The sequence below is a fragment of the Microcoleus sp. B7-D4 genome (genome assembly GCF_036705125.1).
Lineage (GTDB): Bacteria > Cyanobacteriota > Cyanobacteriia > Cyanobacteriales > Microcoleaceae > Microcoleus.
The window spans coordinates 1-26,917 of record NZ_JAUBTT010000025.1 but is presented as its reverse complement, the minus strand read 5'-3'; the positions used below and the strand labels follow the sequence as shown (position 1 = coordinate 26,917).

Genomic DNA, 26,917 nt, shown 5'->3' with positions numbered 1-26,917 from the left:
GACAACATACCAGTATTTAACAGCAACAGCCCCGAATTAGTGCTGCAAGAAGGAATTTTGCTTTCGACATTTCCCCCAGATGGTAAAAGATTTCCGGCCGCACATTTAAACTTTCCGTTTCAAGGACGTTTCGACATATTTGCCCACCACATAGCCCGCGCACCTTCCCCCGAAGATTTGCGAACATTGTATCAAGGAGTAATTGTTTACAATCCGGGCAATAAACCTGTAAAATTAGATATATTGCAAGCTGCGAGTTATCTCAGCCAACCCGATGCACCTTTCATTGAATTGCCGCCGCAAGTCGATAATTCAAACAGTAATATTTACGCAGGGCCGGGAAGTCGCGCTGTGAATGATATTCTCAGAGGAAGGAGACAGTCTGACTTTGAGCCGCAGTTAATTATTCCACCGGGAAAAAGCCAATTGTTGATGAATCATGCGATACCGGTGCGGGGATTGGTACCGCCGCTAAACGGTCGATCGACCTTGATGCGGTTGCGGAGCGATGGTATAGTCTATGTTGCCAGTCTGGCGATGTTTGCCCGAGTTGATGCACAGGGAAACGGACAGGGAAACGAGCGATCGCCCAATATAGTAGAATGGCAAAACTTATTAGACAATGGTAATATAGCCGGGCCGCGCGATCGAACTCCCACACCGCCGGAAATCACCGAAGGTCAAGTAATTTACGGCCGAGTTGCCGGTGTAGCATTAGGTTCAGAATGGCGAGCACTTCTCTCAGACAACCCCGCCACATCAAACCTAGCAATTCCCCAACCCGGAACAGCATTTTCCTACCCATTAAGCAGCCTCCCGCGCGGAATGCTGGGTACAAATCAAGTGCAAAGTGCGAGAATGCTAGTCCGCTACCCAGATACAGCATACCGCGCCCACGGCAATTACGGAATTCAATACAGTCTCAGCTTGCCGCTGTACAATTCTACCAGCAAAAATCAAACTGTAACTGTCGCGATTCAAACTCCAATTAAAACAGACAAATTAACTTCAGGAGGACTTACTTTTTTAGAACCTCCGGCACCTCAAACTTTTTTTAGGGGAACTGTCAGAGTGCGTTATACTGATGACAATAAAGTGCCTCAAACTCGGTACGTGCATTTAGTGCAGCGGCGGGGACAGCAGGGGGAACCTTTGGTAAAACTAGAGATGAAATCGGGAGAAAAGCGACTTGTAGATGTAGATTTTATTTATCCGCCCGATGCGTCGCCGCCGCAAGTTTTGACAGTGAAAACCCATTAAATTTGATCTGCTGCTACGGGTAGGCACAGGCCTACAAATACAATACGCACTTAACCAGATTTGATATTAGTTTCGCGTTGGGCTGCCTTGGTTTGTGTCTAGTCGGTATCGGCAAAAAAAAGATGAACTTCTCTAAAAAATTCTGGATAGTTGCTTGTTTTGTGTACGTTTTAATTCTTCTCAGTATTATGCTTTTAGCAGGTACGGGGAAATTAGTCAACTTTCCTCTAGCTCATCCGCCTTATGACAAACTCGGCCACTTTATTTTGTACGGAATAGCATCTTTTTTGTGCCATAGAGCAAGTGGCAAAAAAAATATGAATTTGTTTAATTATTCAATTCCTTTCGGGCCCGCAATTTTTACTATTTTCACTGCTGCGGAAGAAATGCTGCAAGCGATTTTACCCAATCGTACTGCTAGTATTGAAGATTTTTTATTTAGTTTTGGCGGGATTGCAATTTTTTATTGGATTGGAGAAGTTTGGGATAGAAAAAAAGGGCATTGATGATATAGAAGGCAGAAGGCAGAAGGCAGAAGGCAGAAGGAAGTTCGGCAACGGATTCTGTAACGGATGTAACGGATGTCAGGAAGAAGGAAGTTCGGCAACGGATTCTGTAACGGATGTAACGGATGTCAGGAAGAAGGAAAAAGGAAGTTTGTAGGGTGTGCAATGCACATCAGTTGACGAGTGTCAGCAAATTTTTTTACTGGTGACTCTGCCCGCACGGGTCAAGAGATATGTGCAGCATAAACGGGAGCAACTGTCAATAGGCTGGCTGCTGCTGTCGCAGTTAAAAATTGATTTTTTTTGAACTTGTTTAAGATTAGCAATTAACCGGGATTTCCCATCTCGACAATGTGTTTGAGAGCGTTTAATCACTCTCTTCCAAAAAGGTTTGTACTCGACCGTTTGGTCTCAAAACAACTCGAATTTTTGGGTTTTTTCCATTAGAAACTGCAGAAACAAACGGCTCGCCGGCTAATGGCATATTAATTTGCTCGATATAATCTGCTGCTGCTTTTCCCATCGGCACAATACTTTGAACTGACCCATTTTCATCGATCAGCACGCTGTATTCCAAAGTTTGTTCCATTCCTTCAGGAGGCTTCCAGCGTTCCTCAAAGTAAGTTCTAGCTTCTGAAACTTGAGGAATGGTATCAAATAAAGTGTGGTTTTTTTTGCTAGCCGCCACCTGGTTGTTATCCTCAGACTCCGCAGGCGGTTGAGCGTCCTCAAGGGCTGGGAGTTCGGTACTGGCGGGGGGGACAATCGGCTCGATGGGGCGGGGGAAGGGTTGCGGCGGGGGAACGGGAAATCGGGAAGCAGACAGGGAGGGCGGCAGGGGGGGCGGTACGGCGGGAGCTAGTCTCGGCGGTAATGGGGGCAGCACGTAGGGTACTGGTGCGGGTGCTTGGGGGCGGCCCTGGGGCGGTTCTTCGGGGGCGGGAATAGTGATTGTTGACCCTTGAGGGAATGCTGGGGCGCTCTGTGGGGCGCTGGCTGCGCGGCCGTTGGGGGGAAATAGCAGGGGTGGCTGCTGGATGGGGCTGGGTTTGTTGGTGGGGGGAGTTGGCGCGAGGGCGATGGGGGGCAAGCTGGGGCTGGGGGAGGCGGCGGTGTTGATGGGCGGGGGCGGCAGCGGTGGTAAACCGGGTGTGGCTGCGGGTGTTGGTGCTGGGGGTGTCGGTAGGGCGGGAACTGGACTGGGGGAAACGCCGGCAGCTAACTGGGGGTTTCCGGGAGCGGTGCTCAATTGTGGATTGGCGGGGGCTGTGGCGGGGGCTGTGGCGGTTTGCGGGGATGTGGCGGTTCGATCGAGCATTTTGATGATTCCAGTCGTCAGGCCCGCGCTGGCGACCAGCATTGCTGCCACCTTGAGCCAGGGTGAGGACAGCGGCCGTTGGGACTCGCGGTTGAGGTTGGGAAGCGCCATCACTTCGGCGGCGCAGTCATCTAGCGCTGTGGCCAAGTCAAACAGTTGCAGGGTGCTCAAGGGAACTACTGGCCCGGATTCTGCGGCGCTCAAAGAGCCTAAAAACAAGTTGTGGGCGAGCAAGCCGCGGGGCTCTAAGCGGGGGGGAACCGGAAGGTAGGCTGTGTTTGGGGCGGAGGTTGCTAGTTCGGAAGTGTGGACGGATCGATCGAATATAACGGCATTACGTGCGACTTCTGGCGAGTCTGAACCCGCAGGGATACGGCCGGTTTGAGAGTTGAGGTTGCTTTCCCAATCGCGGGATTCGCCGAGCAAGTTTTGGACGTAGTTGCTGACAGCTTCGTGGAGGGTTTCGAGTTGAATTCGATCGCCCCTGAGAGTAACGTGTTCGGTATCTGGCAGCCTGGGGTCGTCGAGTCGCAGCTCGAAACTTAAAGATTTAAACACCGGTTGGCCCGCCCAGCGAGATAGAGGCGAACTTTTGGCTGTAATTTCCAGCGTGCAAGTGGGGGGCGTGTACCGTTTGAGAACCATAGCGAAGAAGGAAGAAGGAAGAGGGAAGAAGGAAGAAGGAAGAGGGAATAACTATGTTTTATCTGATATTTTGCAGCATTCTTAACAAGCTTTTTTAGCAACAGGCAAGATGCCTGTTCCACAACAAATAAATTTTTTGGTGGAACAGGCATCTTGCCTGTTCCGGATCTTTGTCATTCTCGTTCCCATTATGCTTAGCTTAATTTTTAGCGCGGTCTAGAAGTGCCAGCCAGAGGCGGCGGTGCCCGCCGGGACTGCTGTAAAACAGCAAATCGATCAGGAGTTTGAGGGCCAAATCACTCAGTTCTCGGGCCGATAAGTTTTCTGCATCTTCCATGCGCGAGCCATAAGTGTTGCTGAACCTGTCAATATAATCTCCCAACAAAGCGATTGTGTGAGGTTCGCGGTTTTGCTCTGCCATTTGTTCGAGCAAAGCAACAGCGCGGCGGATTAAAGCTTGGTGCTGTTTTGCCAAATGACAGCTTATCAAAACGAGCGATCGAGCTTCCTCCACATCTAGTTTTTTGCGCCCTCCGTGGCCTTTCCGCAGCGGGTTAGATTGGCGCAGCCGCCACAAAGCTACCCGATCGGCTACCATTGGCTCTAAATTCAGTTCGGCTGCTACCTTGAGCATCGCCTCTGAGCCTATTTCTGCCAGTGCTTCTAGGGCTAACAGCACTAAATCCAGTTGGGCTTTAATGTTGTCCAACTGGGTAGGTTCTGGTGCTTTTTGGGTCAATTCTTCCCAGTTGGGAGATGGGCCCCTTTCGTTTGTGGGAGCGGAGGACTTTACGGTCGAGCGCATGGCTTCAGCACGGGAAATTAAGACTGGTTGAGGCTGGATATCAAACAGTATGCCGTGATTCAAGCTTTGCGGCCTGTGGGCAACAGCACATCTGTTAATTTGTCTCCATAGCTCGTTGCTTTGATTCCGGCAATCCTAACTGCTGGACGGAGTTGCGGGTTAAAAGTTGCGGCTTCAAGTTCGATCGATCGCAATCCGCAAAACCCAGAGATTTTTACTTTTAACCATCCTACCCCGCAGAGTGACCGAAATCAAATCAGTGCTTTGAAACTATCGGGACTTATATCAATGCAAAGATCCTAGCGCTCTCGAATGCTACTTATAGTCTGTCGCTACTTATAGTCTGTCAGATTATAGTTGTGATTGCTTCATCTGGCGCAATCTATGGATATTACGGAGCAATTTGGTAAAAAAGTTAGACATTTCCGAAAGCTCAGAAATCTTTCCCAAGATCAGCTTGCAGAACTATCTGAATTACATCGCACCTATATTGGTTCAGTTGAACGAGGTGAAAGGAATATAACGCTACTTAATGCCAGCAAAATAGCCAAGGCATTATCCGTTAGTCTAGCTGAACTGGTAACTGCTGATGACTGAAAGAAGACTAGAGCAAATTTTAGCAAGATACCAAAACTCATTTACCGAAAAAATTTATGCAGAAGAGAATGAAGAACACGATATCTTAATGGATGTGTTTGGTATTTCTCCAATAATAAAAAAAGAAAATAGGCAATATTGGAAGAGTTAGGTATGTGTTGGCAATTGTTAGTTACTGAAACGTGTAAAACATATTGCAGTAGCTTTCAGCCAGCATTTAAAGTTGGAAGCGATGAGCCGTGCGATCTGATTGTTGATGGGTACGCAATAGATACAAAATATCGTATTGGCTCAGGAGATTCGGGAACACTGAAAAAGTTCAAATCTTATGGCCCACTACTTCGTACTTATAATTACGAACCCGTATTTTTAATACTTAGACAAGATAATTTGCCCGCAGCTATTACAGCGTGCCAAGTAGGGACTTGGAAAGTTTATACTGGGGAGGATTCGTTTGAGTTCATAAAAACAATAAGCGGGTTTGATTTAAAGTCATTTCTTATTGAAAAAGTGGGAGAATTCCCTGTATACCGCTGAAACTATCAAGGCGCTTGTTGATAATCTCTATGTAGTCAGGTACTATTTCAATGCCAACATACCTAATGCCAAATTCTTGCGCCGCCAGCAATGTAGTTCCAGATCCTGCGAAAGGATCGATTAGAAGAGAATTTTCCAAACGCGGTACAAATATTTCGACCAGCTTTCTCATTAGAGCGATTGGTTTAACTGTGCAATGGACGTTAAACTCCTCGGTTTTCTCACGCTGTATACCTTCTAAAATATTTGACTGAAAACCACCGAACTGATCTTTAGTATAAAATAGACCAGTACCATACTCCTGTAGAGTTTCCAAGTAATTATTGACCAGTGGTTTTTGAAGTACGCAGATTGCTTCCCATTCGTTCCTCAGACAACTGTGCCAACCATCCCATTGTTCAGAATTTTCATATCCTTTCTTCTCTAACTGTTGTTTGATATTGACACCTTTAGGGATACCACTCGATCTTTTATAAACAAGAATATCTCTGGCATAGAAACCAGCACTTTCAAGTGCTACTTGTACGTGAGCAACCGTTCGTGTGCTGTTGAAAACTAAAACTGTGGCACCCGGTTTGCAGATCCGAAAAAGCTGCTCACCCCACTCAAAGCACCACTTTTCATAATCCAGAGTGTTGTTGCGATTCCTTTGATACCATTTTTGGTTTCTGACTCCGCCTGCTAAACCACTGCCATAGGGAATGTTTTTAACAAGGGTTTTATTTCCCTTGCCATTGACTCTTTCAATACGCCTTTGAATTTCTGAGTCATCCCATTTATGACCAATAAATTCATAATTATAAGGTGGGTCAGTGATACACGCAGAAATATAATTCTCTGGCAAGGTCTTCATCACTTCACGACAGTCGCCAACCAAAACTTCATTTGAGGGAGTTTTTTTCATTAGTCAGGCAGTTACTAAAGTGGGAAAGCAACTCTTAATTATTCCACATTTGCAGTCTAGTATCCATTCCGGTTGCATCAGTATGATATGTTCGTTGCGACTTGTTTTGCTGCAGACAACTATATAATTACGAGTCAACCGGAAATGCGTAAATTTTGATTATTTCAAATAAACCACCGTTACACCTCCACCCCCTTCTTTTTGACTGGCGAGCTCAAAGCGGGAAACCTGCGGGTGATTCGCGAGGAACTCGTGAACCCCGCGCCGCAACTGTCCCGTACCTTTGCCGTGAATTATCCATAGCACTCCGTATTCCACGGCCTTGGAAAGAGCTCTGTCTATTTCGATTTCTGCGTCTGAGACTCTCGCACCCCGTAGGTCGATCGAATTATTAGCAGTGCGAATGGCAATTTCGGGATTGGGTTTTGCAGGTTCCGCCGCTGCTTGCTTAGCTTTAGCCGTAGCGAGTGCTTGTGCTTGGGCGGCCGCCTTGGCTAATTGAGCTTTAGTTTCCGGTTTTTGACCGTCGAGGGATTCAATTTCTCCGAGTTTGACAGTCATTTTCATAATCCCAAACCGAACGCTCAACTCTTCGTTAGCGTCGGGGCCGCTGAGGACTTCGGCGGTTTGGCCCAAGCTGGGAATGCGGATGCGATCGCCCACTTTCGGCATAAAACTCGGTTTGGGTTTAGCCGGTTGTTGCCGAGAGGGCAGATGTTTTTCTGAAATTTGATTTAAAGTTTCTGTCGCTTGTTGGGCATTTTGAGCCGTCTGGTTGCCCGACTGCAAGCGACGAATGATTTGAGCAATTTCTGATTTTGCCGACCCTATCGCCTCATTTACTGCCACTTCCTGAGCTATTTTTAGTTCTCGCTCCCGCTCTTGCAAAGCTGCTGCTTTTTGAGAAACTTCTCTGTGCAGTTTTTCGGTTTGGTGTAGCAGTTGAGTTGCTTCTCTGGCCTTGGTTTCCTGTTTCCGGCGCTGTGCTTCGAGTCCAGCAATCACTTGATTAACATCTTGAGAGGCTCCCCCCACATAGGTTTGAGCTTCTTCGACTATGGATGCTAGCAAACCGAGTCTTTTGGCAATGGTGAGGGCGTTGGAACGTCCGGGAATTCCCCACAGCAAGCGATAGGTTGGCTGCATGGAATTGTCGTCAAATTCTACTGAGGCATTTTCAAAGCGGGAGTCTTGATATTTGAGGGCTTTGAGTTCGCCAAAGTGGGTAGTTGCAACTGTTAATAGGGAATGTTGGGCGAGGTATTGCAACAGGGCGATCGCCAATGCACTGCCTTCTGAGGGGTCTGTACCCGCTCCTACTTCGTCTAACAAAACTAAAGATTTGGGAATTGGGCATGGGGCATGGGGCATGGGGCATGGGACATGGGGCACTTGTTCTGAGCTTGTACTGAGCTCCGTTGAAGTGCGTAGCCGAAGTATGGGGCCTGGGGAACTTGTACTGAGCGTATTTGTACTGAGAGAATCCGAAGTAGCCGAAGTATTGGGAATTGAGAGGTTTGAATTTTCTTCCCCTTGGGGCTGCGATTTATTGCCTAAAACTTCTAAAATGCGGCTGATGCGGCGGATATGGCCAGAGAAAGTAGACAAACTTTGCTGCAAAGATTGTTCGTCACCAATATCAGCCAAAATATTGTCGAACCAAGGCAATTCTACGGGTTCGCGGGCGGCAACAAACATTCCTGCTTTCGCCATTAAAGCTGCCAAGCCCAAGGTTTTGAGGGTAACAGTTTTGCCGCCAGTGTTGGGGCCTGTGATGGCGACGACGCGGATGTGTGGCCCGATCGTTAAATCGACCGGCACGACTGGAAACCCTTGCTCGTGCTGTTGCTGCCAAACTAATAAAGGATGGCGCAACTGGCGCAGGGTAATTTGCGATCGCAGGTTGCGAATTAATAATTGACTGTTTTCTGAGTTTTCCTCATCTTCTTTTTCTTCTTTTTCCTCATCTTCTTTTTCAGGATTTTTTGGTGCTAATTCTGGCTCTCCCAATTCGATAAATTTCGGCGGATTTGCTTGCAACCAAAAACTATAACGCGCTTTAGCGGCCGCTAAATCTAAAGTTGTAACTACAACCACCAATCTGTCTAAATCGGGTTTTACTGCTGCGACTTGCTCCGTGAGGGCGCGGCGGACTGCTTCTTCTTCGGCTTGTTCTTGCCGGAGCAACTGCCGCATTTGGTTGTTAAGATTGACTGTGCTGTGGGGCTCAACGTACAGTGTCGCGCCGCTGGCCGAGGAATCATGAACGATGCCCGGTATGGCATCTTTTTGGGGAGCTTTGACGGGAATGACAAAGCGTCCGCTTCTTTGGGTAATTAGCTGTTCTTGTACGGCGTTGGATTGGCGCTGCAAAATCCCCTGCAATATTTGATAAATGCGATCGCGCAACTGTCGCATTTGAACTCTAATTCCTGCTAATTTAGGAGTGGCTCTGTCTGCTACTTGAGCGCGATCGTCTATACAGCGATGGATTTCTTGCTCTAGTTCGGGATAAGTCCGCAATTGGGCTGCCAGTTCTTTGAGCGTCGGCACATCTGCCTGAGAGTCAATTATCCGGCGCAATTGCCTTGCTCCGGCGAGGGTAGTAGCAATTGCCAGCAATTCTTCGCCGCTGAGCAAACCTTGGAGTTCGGCTCGCTGCAGGGAAGTGCCGATGTCTTGGATTCCTTCAAAACTCAAAGCACCGCCAGCGCGGCTCTCTAACTGATAAGTTTCCTGAGTTTGAGCGAGGAGTTCTGCTGTTTGAGCTTGAGTTGCTGGGATTGCGAGGTCAAGGGCGGCGGCGACGCCGAGTTTGGTCGCAGCGAAGGTAGCCAAGTGCTGACACAGGCGCGGCCATTCTAATAGTTCTAGTGTTTCGGCTTGAATCAAAGTTGAGGTGGTGTTGGTAATTGGCATTCCCAGGCGCTGACCGAGAAGGTGAATTTAACGATACTATTAATTAATTTTAAAGTTTTTTATTGTTTCCTGGCGCAATTTGAGAAAGTATCTGCGATCGCCCTCAGCAGTCTTTCGGCCGAAAGCTCTGATGTAACATTAATTACGAAGGAGAAAATTGGCATTTTTGCATTACCCGTCTAAAATTATACCTTCTCGTGATACCAGTCCCCAAAAAATATGCAACTTTAGGCAAGCTCCCAACTATTATACAGTAAGTCCTTCCCAATTTTTTACTCTAAAATATAAAATCTAAAATGGTATAAGCTATTTTTGGTTTTGAGGGAGCGGGTATGGGCTGTTTTTTGATGTAATTGAACTATTTTGGAATTTTAAATCTGTCAGCGCAATTCTGGCGGTTGTATCCTAAAAAGTAATTTGTGGAGGTGGTAGAAGTATGGCAAAGATTCTGGCGATCATCGCGGATACTGTGACTTTTCAAGTTGTCCAAGAGTTACTCAGCCAAGAGGGACATCAGGTGAGAGTCGTTCCCGACGATAAGGAGGGTTTAGAGTTGGCGAAGGAATTGTCCCCCGATGCGATAATTTGCGACGGGACTTCGCCTCAAATCAACTTTTTGGAGGTGTGCCGGCTGGTGAAAGCCGAGCGAGAATTGGCGGCAGCCTATTTTATTCTGCTGACAACACCGGAGCAATTTGATGAAGTTCAAGCATTGGATGCGCCCTTTGACGATTTTCTGTTTAAACCGATAGTTAAGCAGGAATTATTGGCGCGGGTGCGCGCGTCTAAGCGATCGCACGAGTTGAGGGGGCAGTTGGAGTTAACCCAGCAAGAATTGGATCTGTCGCGCGATCGAATGCTGCAAACTGAAAAAATGTCTAGTTTGGGCGAATTGGTGTCTGGGATAGCCCACGAAATTAACAACCCAATTACTTTTATTTACAGCAATCTAACTCACGTCCAAAGCTACGCGACCGATTTAATTGAACTGCTGCGATTGTATCAAAAAGAGCTAGTCAATCCCGGCTCGGAAATTCTGCAAAAACAACAAGATATGGATGTGGAATTCGTACTCGACGATTTATTAAAAATTGTGAGTTCCATGCGTACCGGGAGCGATCGCATCCGCCAAATAATTTTGTCGCTACAGGATTTTTCCCGCAGCGATCGATCGGGCTGGCAGCTATTTGATGTTTCCGACGGTTTAGAAAATACTCTGTTGTTGTTGCAGCACCGCTTGCCGGCTCGCGAGGGAAGGCGAGACATCAAGGTGATGAAACAATTCGGCAATTTGCCACAGATTGAGTGTTATGCAGGTCTGCTCAATCAAGCTTTTCTGAATATCATCAATCACGCGATCGATGCTTTGGAAGAGTCGGCTCAAGAGTTAGAGGAGTTGGAATCCATCAAATTTAAGCCCGTGATTTTGATTACCACTCAGGTAGTCGATGCTCAGCGAATTTCGATTGAGATTGCTGATAACGACATCGCACATAGCAAAGATATCACAGCCCAAATTTCCGATCCATTTTTGGGAGTAAAACCTGCGGAACCACCCATATCATCGGGACTTGCTCTCAGCTATCGGATAATTGTAGAGCAGCACAAAGGAGAGTTCAAGTGTTTTTCCGAACCGGGTAAAGGCACTAAAATTCAGATAGAGCTTCCGCTGCGTCACAGTTAATTAAGAGTATTTACCGTTGGTGGGGGCGGGTTTTTGCGATTGTTGGTTTGAGCCTGAGATTATGGTGAATCCGCCCCTACAATGACTGGATTTTTTTTATGTAAAATTTTGTAGAGGGAATAGCAGAAGTTATCGAGAAGAGACTTGAGTTGATATTCAAGAGATTTGAAGGAGAGAGGTCGAGAATAGAAATATGAATAATTCCCTGGAGAGGGGCAACCACGGGGGATTGCCCCTACAAAACACGGTTATGTAGATGTTGTGTGTCTAGGAGTGGAATAATTAAAGGGAGACTTGCGCGCCTTGAGTATCGAGGCCGATCGCACGCACCTCAGCCTTTACCCCAAATTCCATCCAAGCAGCCGCCATTTCCCTCTCAACCGCCTCAGCGTTAGCCACATCCGTTAAAGCTAAAAGCGTGGGCCCGGCACCGCTAATTACCATTTCATAGGCCCCTGCATTCAGGGCAGCTTGTTGCACCGCTTCATATCCCTTAATCAGAGATTGCCGGTAAGGCTGGTGAATTTTGTCTTGGAGGGCGCAGCGCAGCCAGTTTTCATTGCCAGTTTCCAAAGCCCGCACTAGCAAACCGAGGTGTGCAGCATTAAAAATCGCATCAGCCTTGCTGTAATCTGCAGGCAAAACTTTGCGGGCTTCGGCTGTAGACAGTTCAAAATCGGGGATGGCTACCACGGGCACAATATTTGGATGCCAGGGAATATCGCAAATCTCCCAGGAACCGCTTGGTGTATTGCTAGCAGCGAGGCGACATCCTCCCAGTAAAGCGGGGACAACGTTGTCGGGATGTCCTTCAAGTTCGATCGCCAATTGCATCACTTCCACCTGACTCAAAGGCTTTCCGGCTAACTCATTTGCACCGACTAACCCACCGACAATAGCTGTGGCGGAACTTCCCAAACCTCTAGCCAGCGGCACTTGCATATCTATATGTATGGCTACGGGCGGCGGCGATTGGTTGAGGTATCCGTATAACTTGACAAAGGCTAGATAAGCGAGATTGCTGTCATCTGTCTTGACTTTGGCGGCTTCTTTGCCTGTAACAGTAATTTTTAGTTTCTCTGTTGCTGAGGGTTCGAGTCGGGAGAATTGGAAGCGGTTGTAGAGGCTTAAAGCGGCGCCGATGCAGTCGAAGCCGGGGCCTAAATTGGCGGTTGTAGCGGGTACAGTAACGGTAACGGTGGAAGTTTCGGGCATTTTTTGAATAGTTAATTTGGAATGTTTAACCGCCGATGAATGCGGATGAACGCAGATCGAAGGATATTATACTATGTTTTCAAAAGCACTCTATTGTTGCAGCATTTGAAGATGTTTTATAGCATCTTGATAATCGTTGGTATTGCCGTCTTTTTGATAAAGTTCCGCTGCTTTTTGATAATCTGCGATCGCCCCGTCTTTGTCTTCTAAGAACTCGCGGACTCTGGCGCGGTTGTAGTAAGCGTCGCCGTAATTGGGGTTAATTTCAATTGCGCGATCGAAATCTGCTTTAGCTGCTGGATAATCTTTGAGGTTGCGGCCGTGGATGATGCCGCGTTTGTTGTAGGCTTTGGCGTAGTTGGGGTTGAGCCGGATGGCTTCGGTGTAATCGGCGATCGCCCCTTGAATGTCTCCTGCTTCTGATTTGGCTAAACCGCTGTTAAATAAGTCTTCAGCAGGATTTTGAACGATGAGTATTGGCGCTGACTCTGCTGGAATGGCAGGGGATATGTCACCCAAAACGGTAACTAATCCTAAAATGCCGATCGCCGGGTAAAAGTGTTTCATAAATCTAAGCAAAAATTTGAGCAACAGAACAACTAAAACCAGGTAACAAAGGCGAAGTTAGTTCATCATTGCTCAACAGCGTAGCACTGAGCCTTAAACTTGCTTGTTCCCTGCGATAAACTTCTATTTGCTGCAACCGCCAATTCACAATCCAGTATTCCTGTACTCCTCGTACCGAATAGAGTCTGAGTTTCAAATCTCTATCCCGTCTTTCATTGTCTGCACCGAGGGACAATACTTCAACAACTAACTCAGGTGCGGCGGTTAAATGGCCGGCTTCGTCTAGCAAGATAGGCAAGCGTTCATTGCTCACCCAAACTACATCAGGAATAACACAATCTACATCTGTAAAAATAACTCCTGGACTAATTACTGATTCTCCTAATCCTGTTTTTTGTGACCAAGTTTTTAACTCCATGCAGATATTAGCACAAACTTCTTGATGATTCCAGTGTGCCGCCCATGTCACAAATAACTCTCCATCAATAATTTCGTAACGATCGCCGTTATCGGGCAATAGTTCTAAATCGGCGGTAGTCCAGCGTACTTTATCAGATATTGTCTGGCTCATACAAGCACTCTTGATAGGTGATACAAACATTCTAAACGATCGAGCATCTAAAGCATCCACAAATTTTAACCGGTGAGTGAAACGAACACAAAAACAAAACCCGCGCTGGCGGGTTTCTATATTCTTAGTCCGCGAAGGCGGACTTTGTTTGTGTAGTCGCGATTTCCAATCGCCGGATTTCCTGAGAATTACAAACCATGAGATTACTTCAAAATAGTTTTAGAAGCAATCCGAGTTTTCTTGCGATCGGCTTCACTCAATTGTTCACCAGACTGCAAACGAGTAGCAGAAGTTTGCAGCACAGTTGCGGCACTTTTATCGCCCATTTGCAGAGCAGTTTTCGCAGCAGTTTGCAGCATTGTTGCCGCGCCGGCGCGATCGCCCTGTTGCAATCGGGTTTCTGCGAGTTGAGTTTGGCGGTATTTAGCCAAAGCTAAAATGTGCTGCTGTACCATCGGGTTAATGGCCGGCTGATAAACTTTCAGGACATTAGCGGAAAGTGCAACAGGATCGGAAAGCAAACCTTGACCGACACTCGGATCGTCGTAGCGAATTTGCAATTGCCCGATCGCCTGTGTACCTTCGGGCAACTGTCCAATATAAATATTAGCCAAAACTACTCGCTCTATATCCTTCATTAAATCTCCCAAACGTACCATAAAGCGATCGCCCTCTTGCTGTACCGGTAATTCGATCGTATCCGGGGCAACTTGGGCGATCGGTTTGAGTTCGGCTAACCGCACTTTTGGCATTAGGGAAAATAGCAAATAAGCATTAGTCAAACCTACACCTTGGACGCGGCTAAACAGTTTACCAAACTCGTCAACCGCATCTTCAGGACGCTGAATGTGAGCCAGAGCACCGCCGCCTGCATCAGCAATCTTTTCCAGAATATCCTGGTTCCAGTTATCGCCAAATCCCAGAGAATTTAAAGTCATGTTGTAGTCGGCCGCCAATTTAGCCAACTTCAAACACCGGCTGTCGTCGCCGTGTTCGTTTTCGCCGTCAGTCAGCAGAAATGCCTGAGATATAGCTTCTTTTTTACCTTTGCCCAACTCTTCAATACCTAACTTAATGCCCTCATCAATTGCTGTGCCACCGGCAGATCGCAATTGCTCAATTTGCCGTTTAATGCTACTGGGGTCTCCCACAATTTGATTGGGGACGAGGACTTTGGCTTTATGGTCGAAAGCCACCGCGCAAAAGCGATCCCCGGGCTTCAACCGGTCTAGCAAGCGTCCGGCGGCTTGTTTGACGGTTTCCAAGGGGCGTCCGCCCATCGAACCGCTGTGGTCGAGAATCAGGCACAGGTTTAAGGGTACGCTGGAGTCGATCGAGCTTGCCGTCGCAGACACCGAAATCGCTAGCTGGCGCTGGGTCGAGGGCGCAGCAGCGTCAAGGTTCGGGTCGTTTAAAACCGGGAGCAAACTAACTTTCATGCGGGATACCTAAAGATTGCGTTAGTATTTCTTTAAGAATAGCTCCATCAGTTCAGGCAACATTTCGGTTATGTCAGGAACCTCAGCCTAAGTGCATGAGGCTTGTAAGAGATTCTTGCCAGCCGTCCTGACCAGCCTAAGACTTTCGAGGTCTACGTTTTTTGAGTCATGACACCCTGGGATGCGAAGCTAGTCCCCTGCCCTGTCATTTGCAGTTAAACAGTTTTAAGGTCACTGAAACAGTGCTGCAAGTTTAACAAGCTCTCAAAACAAAGGCGCGTGCTAACTTTACCCGTAAGGGAGTTTTGGAGAAGACCACATCTCCACGGAGGGGCAACCATACCCCTCCACCCCAATCCAATGTAAAGCCGTCCTAGAAGGACGGGGTTTCAGACCCATTTTTCTGATGAACACACCCATTAAAGCAGTGCAATCGCCATACTACGGGGAAGGGAACTCTCGGACGCCACCTCCCGATTTGCCATCCCTGTTGCTGAAGGAGCGGATCGTTTATCTGGGGATGCCTCTGGTGCCTGCGGTAACAGAACTGATTATCGCTGAACTGTTGTTCTTGCAGTACGAAGACCCGGATAAGCCGATCAAAATCTACATCAACTCGACCGGCACTTCTGGTTACAGTGGCGAACCCGTCGGCTTTGAAACAGAAGCCTTCGCTATCTGCGATACGATCAGGTACATTAAGCCGCCCGTACACACTATTTGCCTCGGTTCGGCAATGGGGATGTCTGCGATGCTGTTAGCGGCTGGTACAAAAGGCTTTCGGGCGAGTTTGCCCCACGCTTCGATTGTGTTGCACCAACCCAAGGCTTACACGCGGGGTCAAGCAAGCGACATTCAAATTCGGGCTAAGGAAGTGCTGGCAAATAAAGCGACGATGCTTGAGATTTTTGCAAGCTGTACTGGCCAACCGATCGAAAAGATTACTAAAGATATGGATCGGTTGCTGTACCTGACGCCCCATGAAGCTAAAGAATACGGTTTGATCGATCGCGTTCTTGAAAGTTCGGAAGAATTGCCGAAACCGCTGCCTGCTGGAGTCATCTAACTGGGAATGGGGAATGGGGAATCGGGAATGGGGAATGGGGAATGGGTAATAGGAAATGGGGAATGGGCATGAGTAATAATTAAGGGTTAATGGCTAGTAGTTTCTACCCTGGTTAGTTATTCAATAGTCTTTTTATGACTAACAATTCCCAATTACCGATTCCCAATTACCGATTCCCAATCACCAATGCCCGATGCCCAATTCCCGATGCCCAATTCCCAATTACCAATTACCAATTACCAACTAAACGGAGTTCCGAATTATGCCTATCGGTGTGCCAAAAGTTCCCTACAAGATGCCGGGGGGTTATGATACTCAGTGGATTAATATCTACGATCGCCTCTACCGGGAACGGATTATTTTCTTGGGCAGGGACGTTGACGATGAAATTGCCAATCAAATCATCGCTGTGATGCTCTATCTTGATTCGGAAGATTCAGGTAAGGATATTATTTTGTACATCAATTCCCCAGGCGGAATGGTGTCGGCAGGCATGGCTATTTTTGATACCATGCAGCACATTAAATCGGACGTGGTGACGATTTGTGTGGGCTTGGCTGCTTCGATGGGTTCTTTCCTGTTAGCTGCCGGTGCGAAAGGCAAACGGTTAGCTTTGCCTCACTCGCGAATCATGATTCACCAGCCTTCTGGGGGCACGCGGGGACAAGCAACGGATATTCAGATTGAGGCGAAAGAGATTCTGCGGCTGCGCCACGAACTCAATAATATCTATGCTAAGAATACTGGCAAGCCGATCGAGAAAATCGAGAAGGACATGGATCGCGACTATTTCATGTCCGCTGAGGAAGCCAGAGAATACGGCTTGATTGACAGAGTGATCGAAGATCGTCCGTAAGTTATTTTTGCGCTACCGTAGTGCGGGCAACCCTCGCACTACAACCTAGTTCGCAGTAAATTTTGGCAGAATCTTTACATTTAAGGATTCTGCCATATTTAACTTAACAGCCGGGAAGTCCAAGGCGTGTATAAGGCGGAGATATCTTGGAGGCGTCCGGGCGATCGCAGTACCCCGAATAAATTCAGCAAGAGGATGAAAGGCGCGGCGGTCGGAGGTACGGAGCGAGTCAATTATACTTTGGGAGCATCCTGATTCTCAATGTATATTCTAAGCATTGAAACAGTAGCACCACTACAAGATGCGATTTTCTACTAACAAGTCTTGCGCTTTTAGCATTCACACATTATATTTGAGGAAGGTCGAAAAAAGGAAGATATCATTGCAGCTAACCTACAAGTACAAACTGAAACCCACTCGTCCCCAAGCAGTGACGATATCGACTCACCTGGAACTCTGCAGGCGACAGTATAATTACCGTTTGAGCGAGAGATTCAAATGGTGGGAAGCTACCAGAACACCCATCAATACTTGTCCTTTGAATGCTTCTATAGTCTCAGTAGAGGAAATCTACAAGAATATTCCTCTGACTAGAGTGCAAACCAGAGATGGCAGGAAAAAAGATGAAGCAGGCAATCCCATAACAAGAAAGGGTGATATTTTCTCAAATATTGATGGTGGTTATGTACAGTGGCAAACCGTACAGTTAGCTGACTTGAAAAACACCAAGAAACTATTTCCTGATTACAAAAAGTTGGATGCCCAAGTCTTACAGGATGTAGTCAACAGGGTAGAAACTTCTTTCTCAAACTTTACGATACTTGACAAGAATGGCCGCCGTAGGGGGAAGCCTAGATTTAAAGGTTTTCATTATTACAAATCGTTTACTTATCCTCAACTTGACAATTTGAATATTATCAAAGATGAGCAAAGCAGGATTTGTATTGACCTAGCGAAAATAGGTCAAGTGCCGATGGCATTCCACAGACCAATACCGAAAGGATTCAAGGTTAAGACGGGAACGGTTATCAGAGAAGCAGACGGATGGTATATTTCCCTAACGCTAGAAGATAAAACAGTGCCAGTAACGGTTGCAGAAATTCAACCGACTGCCGAAAACTGTCTCGGTATTGATTTGGGAATTACGAATTATCTCTATTTGTCCAATGGCGAACGAGTCGAAAATCCTAGATTTTTGAGAAGGTCTTCTGAGAAGTTGGCCAAACTTCAAGCGAGGTTAGCTAAAAGAGTTAAAGGATCTAAGTCTTGGAAAATTATCAAAGACAAAATTTCCAAACTTCATCAATTTGTAGCGAGAACAAGATTAGATTTTCAATTCAAGACTGCACATAAATTATTCAATAAGTGTGATGTTTTAGTTTTGGAAGACTTGAGTCTCAAGAATCTAACTAGACGCGCCCAAGTTAAGACTGATATTGAGGACGGCAATCTGGTCTACTTGCCCAACGGTCAAGCGGCTAAGAGTGGCTTAAACAAATCAATGCTTGATGCTGCTCATGGTCAGTTTGCTACTGTTATCAAATATGTCGCTGGTAAACTAGGTAAAAGCGTTGTATTCGTTGACCCGAAAGGCACTTCTCAACATTGTTGGAACTGTCTCAACAAAGTGCCTAAAGAATTGTCTGAGCGATGGCATTCTTGTCAGTGTGGCGAGGAACTCGAGAGAGATGAAAATTCAGCCAAGCTTATCAAAAAGATTGGCTTGAATTACGAAAGTGGCGGTGGTTCTACGTCACTCAAAAAAGCCCTTGCAAACAGGGAAAAAGAAGCCTGCAGTCTAACGATACTCCGTTGACCGTCAGGTTTGTTCACTGGTATTATCAACGCTCATTCATGCTAGATGGATATTGCAGATTATTACCGACAGTTAGGACTGAGGTCTGGCGCGAGTTTATCGCAAGTTAAGGCCTCTTATCGGCAGTTAGCCAGACAGTATCACCCCGATGTGAATCCGGGAAACGAACAGGCTAAGAATAAGTTTATTGCTATTACTGAGGCTTATAAGTTCCTGGTGAATGTTGCCCCCCACCATGTTGCGGAGTCGAAAGTTGCCAATTCAACTGTGCCGCCTACTTGGACACCGCCGGATCAGGAGGTGAAAGCTCAACCGCAGGCAGTTAAAGTGACTCGAAAAGAGGCTGCGGTTCAATCTAATGCGGATCTGTCGGCTGCGGAACAAAAGTTAAAGCAAGATGCTTATTTTGAGCTGCAGCAGTTGCTGAAATATCAGAGGTTCCCACGGGCGATCGCCTTGATTGAGGGTTTAGCCCAGCGGGTTCCCGAAGATTTGGAGGTGCGTCAGTGGCAGGCGATCGCCTATCAGCGCTGGGGACGACATTTGATCGGAGAAAAGCAGGTTGATAAGGCGAGAATTTATTTGAAAAAGGCTGTGAAAACTGACCCTCACAATCGGGCTTTGTGGGCGGAAGTTGAGCGCGATTTTCGCAGGTTGGAACAGATTTATTGAAGCGATGTTGCGTCCCCCTTTTGCAGGGGGTCTGCGTCGTGAATTTTTAATTTTTCTAAAATAACTTGGGTATTTTCAGGTCGGTTTTCCGGTAGCGGTTCCATCAATTCGTCGATCGACTCTAGGAGTAACGGGTCAATATCTACAGCCTGGTTCCTCCAATTAATTTTACCAGTTTTTTCATTAACGGGAAAGTTAATCGGCTCTATGCCTGTTAATAAATGTACAAAAGTACGCCCTAGGGCATAAAAGTCCGATCGCACGCCTGCTTTACCTAGAATTTGTTCCGGTGCGGCGTATCCCGCAGAACCTATGGGTGCGGTCTCTATCTCTGCTTCTGTGGCGGCGCCGAAGTCAATTAATCTCAATTTCCCATTGGCTTCAAGCATCAGGTTGGATGGCTTAATATCCCGATGCACTACATGATATTTGTGGATTTCCTGCAAAATATTGCTCATTTGTTGCAGCCAATCAAGAGCGAGATTTTGAGAAACGTACTGTTTTTTAGTTAAGAATTCTGCCAAGTTTTCTCCGGTAATTTTTTCCATCACCAAACAAGACAATTTCTGGAAATTATTGGGGAGTTTAATTGGGAAATAACCGTCAGGTTCGACTTGGGGAACTGAGCCCTTTCCTGCCAGCCAAATCAAAACTCGCGCTTCTTGCTTGAACACGCGAACTAAATCGGGATTGTGTGTGTGTTTCAAGACTTTTAAAATTTTGACAGTGCCCCATTCGTTTTCCCCGGTTCCCAAGTCTTCAACTTCAAAGATGTCTGTGGGGCGTGCGGGATTGGGCGATCGCACTGGTTTAAGGATACGATAGCGATCGGCAATTAACAAATCCGTGCCACAAGCCTGACAATTTTGAGCAGCAGCAGGATTTTCACGTTGTTCGCATTGAGGATTGATGCAGTAAATCATCGGCCTTGATACGTCGACGACTGACGGATTTAACAAATTGATTCAATTATTAGCATAAAACCCAGCAAAACTAACCTTAAACGTTGTTGGCTCCTTCGATCCGCCAAGCGATAGCGATCGCCTTTTGCCAGTTTTCGGGAGTATCCTTCATCCCTAAGCCCTGATGCTTTCGCTTCCCCCCAAAAATGGGATTGTACTTGGTACTGAACTGTAACCGGAGTGAACCGTTATCGGACTGTACTTTGATCGTCTCAGGGGTTGCTTGTGATTTAGCGTACATATTGTTTTTTCAAGGTTCTGTAAGGGTTTTAGCCTTCTATCAAGTTTCTAGCAATCCTCGGTGAATCGAGCTGTGTGCATAGCGTGAATGAAGGCACAGAAACAATATAACACAGATAACCGATAGTGCATCCAGACTAGCGGTTGAAACCAAGGCCCGGTGGCTGCCAATAAAAGACTCAACATCTTTGGGAAAATATACTCACTTATTTGTCACAAATTTTACTACAAAAATGCTAAAAAATCAGCAACCAGAACACGGTCTTAATGTTTTAGTTACTGCTATTTTTTCTAAGGTACTTGGCGCGCTTTGAAGGCTACTTGAGACACGATAGACGGCAATACGCTTGAGTTAAAACTGTTTATTCCTCAGATATCTCCTTCCCCTCCTCGCCTCCCTTGGGGGACGCAAGAGCCAATTCTTGTCCCCCTTGGGGGGCGAGGGGGAAGCAGGCGGATTTGAACCGTATGGGGATAGAGGGCAAATCTCGCCATTACCTAAAGGCTCAACCCCTCAAATAAAATTCTCCCGCGCCAAAAGTTAGATTTCGGCGCGGGAGAAAAGGGATAGAGCTAAATGGCTCGTTTATTCCTCGTAGATGCGGCACTCAGCAGCGTCAGGATTGTCGTCGCAAAATTTTTCAAAAGAATTCTTAGGTTTGACTTGCTTTTGGTGGGAAGCTTCTGCTTGCAGTTCTTCAACTGCGTCCCACGCCGCCGCGCATTCCCCGGAAGTGGCGCCCTTGAGGTCACAGACGGTACGAGCGCTTTCTAGTTCTTCTTCAATTTTTTCTTGGATGTTGCCTGCGGGTGTTGTTGTCATAAAAATTGTTGGTAGGAAAGTGTAGGAGAATATGGTTGTCCCCGACCTATTTCTAGGTAATGTTAGCACGCGCCTTTGTTTAGTGAGCTTGTTCGGCTAACGGCACGTCCTTAACCCAAATAAAGATGTTGCCGGGTAAGGTTCGAGCGTCACCGCTCTCCCCTCCCCTAAGAACCGGACGTGAGGCTTTCGCACTCATCCGGCTCAAGCCTTATTTCAAGCTCGGAAAACTTGGGTTTTGAGTGTTCCTGATTATGGCACGTTTTGTGCAAGTGCCGAAGGTTTTCGATGTCGTCTCGTCCGCCTTGAGAAACAGGGATTATGTGATGGGTGTCTATTTCCTCTCCATTGAATAGAGGTTCGCCACAAGTTGGACATTTCCAGTTCTGGTTTTGAGCGATTTTGTAATTCCGAGAATTTTTAACCCAGTAGCTCTTACCGTATTTTTGGTGGCGATTATCCCAATACTCCTTTAGAGAGGAGTCATCCGGTGACGCTTCCCCCTTGACCTTTACATGGCGTTCAATGGGTGTGTATGCTATCGGGTAGAGGATTAAATATTTCTCTTTCCCTCGGCGGTCGCTAGTTGTTGTAGCGAATGTCCATGTATTGCCATTTATGGTCTTGAAGTAGCGTTTCCGAACCCATTTTGCGCTTTTCTGTGGGTGTCTACGCTTTGCCCATTGCCATAGGTATTGCCATACCCGGCATGAGATATATCCAAAGGTTTCCTTGCTAACTTGTCCTTTGTAATAGTTAGCAAAACCTCGAAGAATTGGATTGAGTTTTCTAATGACCTCCTCCTGTTCTACTCCGTTCATTGCCTTTATTTCTTTCCCGATTCGTTTACAAAAGTCTAAGACTTTCTTCTTCGAGGGTTTGACTAGCAATTTGCCATTGTAATGGCGGTGGTTGTATCCAAGGAAATCAAAACCATCATCCATTGACGTGATTAGCGTCTTCTCCGCGCTTAATTCGAGTCCTCTTTTTGATAACCCTTGTTGAATCTGGATTTGGGCTTTTTCAAGACTTCCTTTGTCTTTGGCTGTGACAATAAAATCATCAGCATATCTGACCACGCCAAGTTTTGGGTTGGTGGATTTTATGTAATTTTCTAATCCATGCAATCCTATATTGGCAAGTAGGGGTGAAATAACCCCACCTTGTGGCGTACCCATCTCTGTTGGATTTAATTTTCCTTCAAAGAACAATCCAGCTTTTAACCATCCTTGGATAAGACTTCTTTTGGGGAAGTTACTAATCTGGTTCAGGATAGATTCATGAGCAATGTTATCGAAAAATCCTCGAATGTCCGCTTCTAGTACCCATTTGTCATTACTTCCGTATCGTTTAGGCAGAACTCTATTGACGTTCTGTACAATGGCATCCTGACAACTTCTACCAGGTCTAAAGCCATAGGAATTTGGCTCAAACACGGCTTCCCATTCGGGTTCTAGTGAATTCTTAATTATTGCCTGTTCGATTCTGTCGCGCACGGTTGGGATTCCAAGCGGTCGTTTCTTTCCATTAGGTTTTGGTATCTCCACCCTTCTGGTTGGTTGGAGATTTCCCCCCTTCCAAGTATTTACCAGAGTCACCCTTTGCGCTGGGGTATTGATAATTTCTTTGTCAATTCCTGCCGTTGCTTTGCCTTTATTGGTCTGGGTGATACGCCGAACAGATAGTAATAAGTTTGCGTAGCTTCGTTGCATTAACTTCTGTAGACTCCTAAGAGTTTTGAAGTTACCAAGTTTTCGAGCACGAAAGATTCTTTGTCGTAGATTCCTAACAAGTTTGTTGACCTTTGGCCATTCAATATGGCTCCAGTCTTCTAGTTGTTTCTTCAGTCCGTTTGTTGACATTACTGCCCCCATCTAACTTGTCCTCAGATTTGGTTTCTTTGACATTTTGTCTTTTCGTATAAGACCCAGATGAAGTCTGCTATTCCTTTTGGTCAGAGGCAAATCTTGAACCTCTATCTAGTTCATTACAAACTAGCGTTTGCTTTTTCATCCATCCTCTACCCTCCAGAGATTTCGGTCTTCGTTGCCTTAGACTTACTAGAAGTTTTCGACCTCTTCTAGACTCTGTAGGGTTTACCTTGTTGTATCGTTTAGTTGTCTGTTCTTCCTTAGATGCTGTCTATTCTGCGGTGGGAATTGTATTCACACGATTTAATAACGATTAAATATTAAATCTACCCACTTACCTTTTTGGTTAGAGCCTATCAGCCCTATTTGGCTCCCTTCGTTATGACGCAGTTTAAATGACAGTTCACGAGTGTTCATCATAGAAAAACTCCCTCTTGCTCCTTACCAGATTAGGCTTCCAGTAAGGGTTACTTCCGTGGTCTGCACTCCGCCTGTTTCATTACTTACTTGGGCGTGACCGAACTCTATAAGAGTCTTTTACGTGAGGGTAGAGGGTGTGAATCCCCTAGAGGAGTAGGCTCCTCAAACTAAACAACCTTTTCAAGTCGCGCTAACCGTTAACGACAGAGCAAGGGACTAGCTAAGCAGCCGCTTGGTGTCATAACTCAAAAAACGTAGACTTCTAAAGTATACGGCTGGTCAACTGTGGTTTAAGTCTTAGGCTCGAAGCGAGCGTGTCTTTAGACCTGGGTCGTTGACCTTATTAAGTAAGAAAGGTTTTCTTTTTGGATGTTAGTTTGGGTTGGATTTGCTGTTTCGGTCTGGCGACCCCAGCTAATAATAGCTTGAGATGCGCTGCTGTTGCAGCAGCCCAGAGAGAAACCATCCATAACTGCGAGCGCAGCAGCCGTCTCTACTTCCTGCTTTACTAGCCCGTAGGCGGATTCTAGTCCACAGGCATCAATGTAGGTCGAGCTGACCTTACTTTTGATGAAAACATTACACGAGGTTGGTGTGTCAAACTGTATTGAGCTTTATCTTTTAAGATTTAGCTGAATACGGCATTTAAGACCAAACAGATTAATGGGACACTCATGTTAACTTATGTTAACACAAGAACGGCAATCGATGGGGAATCGATCGCCCAAGAATACCGTCCCCCCAGTGGCCAGTTCCGGTTAGCCTAATGTATAGAGATAGTTTTATAGAGAAGTTTGCCTTATGTACACCCAAAACCAAATGCAATGGGTCAGCGCTTTATCAACCCGTCCCTCTTTGGAATCCGCCCTCAAAGAAGTTATAGAACAAGCCGATCGCGACCTAGAAGGCCCGGCTGATTTAGCGCTGATATTTATCTCGTCTGCCTTTGCCAGCGAGTATTCTCGGCTGATGCCTTTACTCCGAGAACTGCTGCCAGTGCCCGCGATCTTGGGCTGTGGCGGGGGAGGAGTCATCGGCACGAACCGGGGCGGCATCACCGAAGAAGTCGAGGGATCTCCCGCAGTCAGCCTCAGTCTGGCCCATTTGCCGGGAGTGAATGTCAGAACTTTTCACGTCGGTGCAGAAGAACTGCCCGACTTAGACAGTCCCCCGGATACTTGGGTGGATCTCTTGGGCGTGCCGGCCCAGGAAGAACCGCAGTTCATCATCTTGGCAGACCCCTTTTCCGCAAAAATTAACGATTTGCTGCAAGGGCTAGATTATGCCTATCCGGGCGCGGCAAAGGTAGGGGGGCTCGCCGGGGGGGACGGTGCGGGCAGGGGCGCGGCGCTGTTTTGCGACTATCAGCTTTACCGAGAAGGGACGGTTGGGGTAGCTTTGAGCGGCAATATAGTTTTGGAAACGATCGTCGCTCAAGGCTGCAGGCCGATCGGGCATCCTTATCGGGTGACGGAAGGAGAGCGGAATATTTTGCTCAAACTCGAAGAACAAACCGACGATACGGGCAGCGCGGGCATCGAGCGATCGCCCTTAGAGGCGTTGCGAGAGTTAGTTCAAACTTTGAGCGAAGAAGACCGAGAATTAGCGCAGCACTCGTTATTTGTAGGCTTAGTCAGCGATGAATTCAAGCTGACATTAGAGCCGGGAGATTTTTTAATCCGCAATCTGTTGGGAGTAGATCCGAAAGTGGGGGCAATTGCGATCGGCGATCGAGTCCGTCCCGGACAGCGCATCCAATTTCACCTGCGGGACGCGCGAACCTCCGCAGAAGACCTAGAAATGCTGCTCGATCGCTATCAGCGGGCCGCCGAGTACAGTGGTACCTCCAGCGCCGGCGCCTTGATGTTCTCTTGTCTGGGGCGCGGTGAAGGGCTTTACGGCGAATCGAACTTTGACTCCCGACTGTTCGGCCGATACCTCAAAAACATCCCGCTGAGCGGCTTTTTCTGCAACGGCGAAATCGGCCCAGTCGGCGGCAGCACATTTCTGCACGGCTACACCTCTGTATTCGGGATTTGCCGCCAAAATTCATAATTTGTGAACGGTTGGCTGTTGACTGTTGACTGTTGACTGATGACTGTTGACTGTTGACTGTTAACTGGGCTCTCCTGAGTTTATGGTGTAAAATGTACCTACTAATACATTTACCGTTATGAGCTTCCATCTAGACTATCTATTAGCCTTGCCTGGAGTCAGGGTTGAAACTTGTACTCAAGTTGAGGGAAAAATTTTCTTGGGACTGAGCATTTCATCAGAAGGAATTGTTTGTCATCATTGTAACAATCCTACCGAAAAACTGCATCAAAATCGACCAATTTTAGTAAGAGATTTGTCGGTTTTTGGTCGTCCTGTATATCTAAAAATCCCACGACGGCAGTTTTACTGTCCTTTTTGTCAACGGTATCCCACAGAAAAATTAGATTTTTTGGACGTTAAAAGACGGCATACTCAACGATATGAACAAGATATTTATGAGCGTGTCAAACAATCGAGCATGGAGCAAATTGGACGAGAAGAAGGACTGAGTTATGACGAAATAAAAGGAATATTTGAGCAGGTAAACACCCTCAAAAAAAAACCGAATTGGCAACGGGTTAAACGAATTGGTCTCGACGAGATAAGTATGCGCTCATGTCAAGGAAATTTTGTGACTGTTGTGAGTGACCTGGGCGAAGGTAATTTAATTGAGATGATTGATTCTCATCGCTGTGAAGAAATCATTGAAGTCCTTATAGAACAACCAATTGAAGTTCGTAAACAAGTTGAGGAAGTGAGTGTTGATATGTGGGGAGGATTCCCTAAAGTTATCAAAAAAGTATTCCCAAACGCCAAAGTTATTATTGATCGTTTTCATGTAATGAAAGTAGTTAACAAAGACGTAAATAAGTTACGTAGAGCAGCCGGAATAACAGACAGGCAAAGTAAAAATTTATTATTAAGTAATCGAGTAAATTTGAATCAAGAGCAGATTTATAAATTAGAATTAATACTAGAAAAATCCGAATGTTTGCGAATTGCGTATGAGATGAAAGAAAAATTTAGAGAAATATATGAGACTAATTTGACGGTCAAAGAAGGGCAGACAAAAATCAAAGAATGGCTAAATCATGCACAAGTATTTTTTAGAGAATCTGCATCAACAATTGAGAATCATTTTGAGGGTATTTGCAACTACTTTCTTCATCGCACCACAAGTGGAGTCA

At 46.4% G+C, this 26,917-nt stretch carries 26 protein-coding genes; 13 read left to right on the top strand and 13 right to left on the bottom strand.

From position 1 onward, the window contains the following. From QUB12_RS12410 to QUB12_RS12400, 3 genes are all read left to right on the top strand, one after another. Positions 1-1,260: DUF3370 domain-containing protein (locus QUB12_RS12410; protein ID WP_333306972.1), on the top strand; the 1,260-nt coding region annotated here is incomplete at its 5' end. Positions 1,261-1,382: 122 nt separating this feature from the next. Beyond that, a complete protein-coding gene (locus QUB12_RS12405) occupies positions 1,383-1,766 on the top strand; it encodes a VanZ family protein (protein WP_333142142.1) in 384 nt (127 codons plus the stop codon). Further along, positions 1,732-1,923: a hypothetical protein gene (locus QUB12_RS12400; protein ID WP_333306970.1), complete on the top strand. Its 192-nt coding sequence runs from the start codon at positions 1,732-1,734 to the stop codon at positions 1,921-1,923. The genes QUB12_RS12405 and QUB12_RS12400 overlap by 35 nt, the downstream gene beginning before the upstream one ends. Positions 1,924-2,133: 210 nt before the next feature. On the opposite strand, the gene QUB12_RS12395 is transcribed toward QUB12_RS12400, so the two are convergent. Next, positions 2,134-3,729, bottom strand: coding sequence for a DUF4335 domain-containing protein (locus QUB12_RS12395; RefSeq protein ID WP_333306968.1), 1,596 nt, complete (start codon positions 3,727-3,729; stop codon positions 2,134-2,136). On the opposite strand from QUB12_RS12395, the gene QUB12_RS12390 reads away from it, so the two are divergent. After that, positions 3,677-3,814 carry a hypothetical protein gene (locus QUB12_RS12390; protein WP_333224445.1) on the top strand — a complete coding sequence of 46 codons (138 nt, stop codon included), beginning with the start codon at positions 3,677-3,679 and terminating at the stop codon, positions 3,812-3,814. The two genes, QUB12_RS12395 and QUB12_RS12390, sit on opposite strands and share 53 nt — an antisense overlap. 114 nt (positions 3,815-3,928) lie before the next feature. Here the strand turns inward: QUB12_RS12390 and QUB12_RS12385 are convergent, their stop codons facing one another. Together QUB12_RS12385 and QUB12_RS12380 are read right to left on the bottom strand one after the other, a co-directional pair. Continuing rightward, positions 3,929-4,534: a DUF3038 domain-containing protein gene (locus tag QUB12_RS12385; protein WP_333218822.1), complete on the bottom strand. Its 606-nt coding sequence runs from the start codon at positions 4,532-4,534 to the stop codon at positions 3,929-3,931. A 59-nt stretch (positions 4,535-4,593) separates the two neighbouring features. Then, entirely contained in the window at positions 4,594-4,728 is a 135-nt protein-coding gene (locus tag QUB12_RS12380) for a hypothetical protein (RefSeq protein ID WP_333306966.1), read from the bottom strand. 190 nt (positions 4,729-4,918) lie between these two features. Here QUB12_RS12380 and QUB12_RS12375 point away from each other — a divergent pair, with 190 nt between their 5' ends. Then, positions 4,919-5,131 carry a helix-turn-helix transcriptional regulator gene (locus tag QUB12_RS12375; RefSeq protein ID WP_333044298.1) on the top strand — a complete coding sequence of 71 codons (213 nt, stop codon included), beginning with the start codon at positions 4,919-4,921 and terminating at the stop codon, positions 5,129-5,131. Further along, complete coding sequence (locus QUB12_RS12370) at positions 5,124-5,282, top strand: hypothetical protein (RefSeq protein WP_333306964.1); 159 nt, start codon at positions 5,124-5,126, stop codon at positions 5,280-5,282. Before QUB12_RS12375 ends, QUB12_RS12370 begins: the two co-directional genes overlap by 8 nt. A 348-nt stretch (positions 5,283-5,630) precedes the next feature. On the opposite strand, the gene QUB12_RS12365 is transcribed toward QUB12_RS12370, so the two are convergent. Together QUB12_RS12365 and QUB12_RS12360 are read right to left on the bottom strand one after the other, a co-directional pair. Beyond that, positions 5,631-6,572, bottom strand: a complete 942-nt coding sequence (locus tag QUB12_RS12365; RefSeq protein ID WP_333306962.1) for a site-specific DNA-methyltransferase — start codon at positions 6,570-6,572, stop codon at positions 5,631-5,633. Between the two features lie 159 nt (positions 6,573-6,731). Next, entirely contained in the window at positions 6,732-9,464 is a 2,733-nt protein-coding gene (locus QUB12_RS12360; RefSeq protein WP_333307010.1) for an endonuclease MutS2, read from the bottom strand. A 463-nt stretch (positions 9,465-9,927) separates the two neighbouring features. On the opposite strand from QUB12_RS12360, the gene QUB12_RS12355 reads away from it, so the two are divergent. Further along, the gene (locus tag QUB12_RS12355; protein WP_333142147.1) at positions 9,928-11,175 is read left to right on the top strand and encodes a response regulator; all 1,248 of its coding nucleotides are present in this window, start codon (positions 9,928-9,930) and stop codon (positions 11,173-11,175) included. 282 nt (positions 11,176-11,457) lie between these two features. On the opposite strand, the gene thrB is transcribed toward QUB12_RS12355, so the two are convergent. The 4 genes from thrB to QUB12_RS12335 all read right to left on the bottom strand — a co-directional run bounded on the left by thrB (position 11,458) and on the right by QUB12_RS12335 (position 14,967). Then, entirely contained in the window at positions 11,458-12,390 is a 933-nt protein-coding gene (gene thrB / locus QUB12_RS12350) for a homoserine kinase (RefSeq protein ID WP_333142148.1), read from the bottom strand. Between the two features lie 90 nt (positions 12,391-12,480). Next, positions 12,481-12,957, bottom strand: coding sequence for a tetratricopeptide repeat protein (locus QUB12_RS12345; RefSeq protein ID WP_333142149.1), 477 nt, complete (start codon positions 12,955-12,957; stop codon positions 12,481-12,483). 4 nt (positions 12,958-12,961) lie between these two features. Next, complete coding sequence (locus QUB12_RS12340; protein ID WP_333142162.1) at positions 12,962-13,528, bottom strand: Uma2 family endonuclease; 567 nt, start codon at positions 13,526-13,528, stop codon at positions 12,962-12,964. Between the two features lie 203 nt (positions 13,529-13,731). After that, positions 13,732-14,967 carry a VWA domain-containing protein gene (locus QUB12_RS12335; RefSeq protein ID WP_333306959.1) on the bottom strand — a complete coding sequence of 412 codons (1,236 nt, stop codon included), beginning with the start codon at positions 14,965-14,967 and terminating at the stop codon, positions 13,732-13,734. A 406-nt stretch (positions 14,968-15,373) separates the two neighbouring features. On the opposite strand from QUB12_RS12335, the gene QUB12_RS12330 reads away from it, so the two are divergent. From QUB12_RS12330 to QUB12_RS12315, 4 genes are all read left to right on the top strand, one after another. Then, positions 15,374-16,033, top strand: coding sequence for an ATP-dependent Clp protease proteolytic subunit (locus QUB12_RS12330; RefSeq protein WP_190741967.1), 660 nt, complete (start codon positions 15,374-15,376; stop codon positions 16,031-16,033). A gap of 262 nt (positions 16,034-16,295) precedes the next feature. Beyond that, positions 16,296-16,889, top strand: coding sequence for an ATP-dependent Clp protease proteolytic subunit (locus tag QUB12_RS12325; RefSeq protein ID WP_333044307.1), 594 nt, complete (start codon positions 16,296-16,298; stop codon positions 16,887-16,889). Between the two features lie 382 nt (positions 16,890-17,271). Beyond that, the gene (locus QUB12_RS12320) at positions 17,272-18,705 is read left to right on the top strand and encodes a transposase (RefSeq protein ID WP_333142151.1); all 1,434 of its coding nucleotides are present in this window, start codon (positions 17,272-17,274) and stop codon (positions 18,703-18,705) included. Between the two features lie 45 nt (positions 18,706-18,750). Then, entirely contained in the window at positions 18,751-19,377 is a 627-nt protein-coding gene (locus QUB12_RS12315; protein WP_333142152.1) for a J domain-containing protein, read from the top strand. Here QUB12_RS12315 and QUB12_RS12310 read toward each other — a convergent pair. The 4 genes from QUB12_RS12310 to ltrA form a co-directional block, all read right to left on the bottom strand. Further along, positions 19,371-20,300, bottom strand: a complete 930-nt coding sequence (locus QUB12_RS12310; RefSeq protein WP_333142153.1) for a serine/threonine-protein kinase — start codon at positions 20,298-20,300, stop codon at positions 19,371-19,373. The genes QUB12_RS12315 and QUB12_RS12310 overlap by 7 nt on opposite strands. A 76-nt stretch (positions 20,301-20,376) precedes the next feature. Further along, positions 20,377-20,580 carry an Arm DNA-binding domain-containing protein gene (locus QUB12_RS12305; protein ID WP_333142154.1) on the bottom strand — a complete coding sequence of 68 codons (204 nt, stop codon included), beginning with the start codon at positions 20,578-20,580 and terminating at the stop codon, positions 20,377-20,379. Positions 20,581-21,165: 585 nt separating this feature from the next. Next, entirely contained in the window at positions 21,166-21,402 is a 237-nt protein-coding gene (locus QUB12_RS12300) for a Calvin cycle protein CP12 (protein ID WP_190662788.1), read from the bottom strand. Positions 21,403-21,569: 167 nt separating this feature from the next. Beyond that, the gene (ltrA, locus tag QUB12_RS12295; protein WP_333306957.1) at positions 21,570-23,264 is read right to left on the bottom strand and encodes a group II intron reverse transcriptase/maturase; all 1,695 of its coding nucleotides are present in this window, start codon (positions 23,262-23,264) and stop codon (positions 21,570-21,572) included. A 1,230-nt stretch (positions 23,265-24,494) separates the two neighbouring features. Here ltrA and QUB12_RS12290 point away from each other — a divergent pair. Continuing rightward, the gene (locus QUB12_RS12290) at positions 24,495-25,748 is read left to right on the top strand and encodes an FIST N-terminal domain-containing protein (protein ID WP_333142156.1); all 1,254 of its coding nucleotides are present in this window, start codon (positions 24,495-24,497) and stop codon (positions 25,746-25,748) included. A gap of 118 nt (positions 25,749-25,866) precedes the next feature. Beyond that, the coding region (locus QUB12_RS12285; RefSeq protein WP_333306955.1) for an ISL3 family transposase at positions 25,867-26,917 on the top strand (1,051 nt) is incomplete at its 3' end.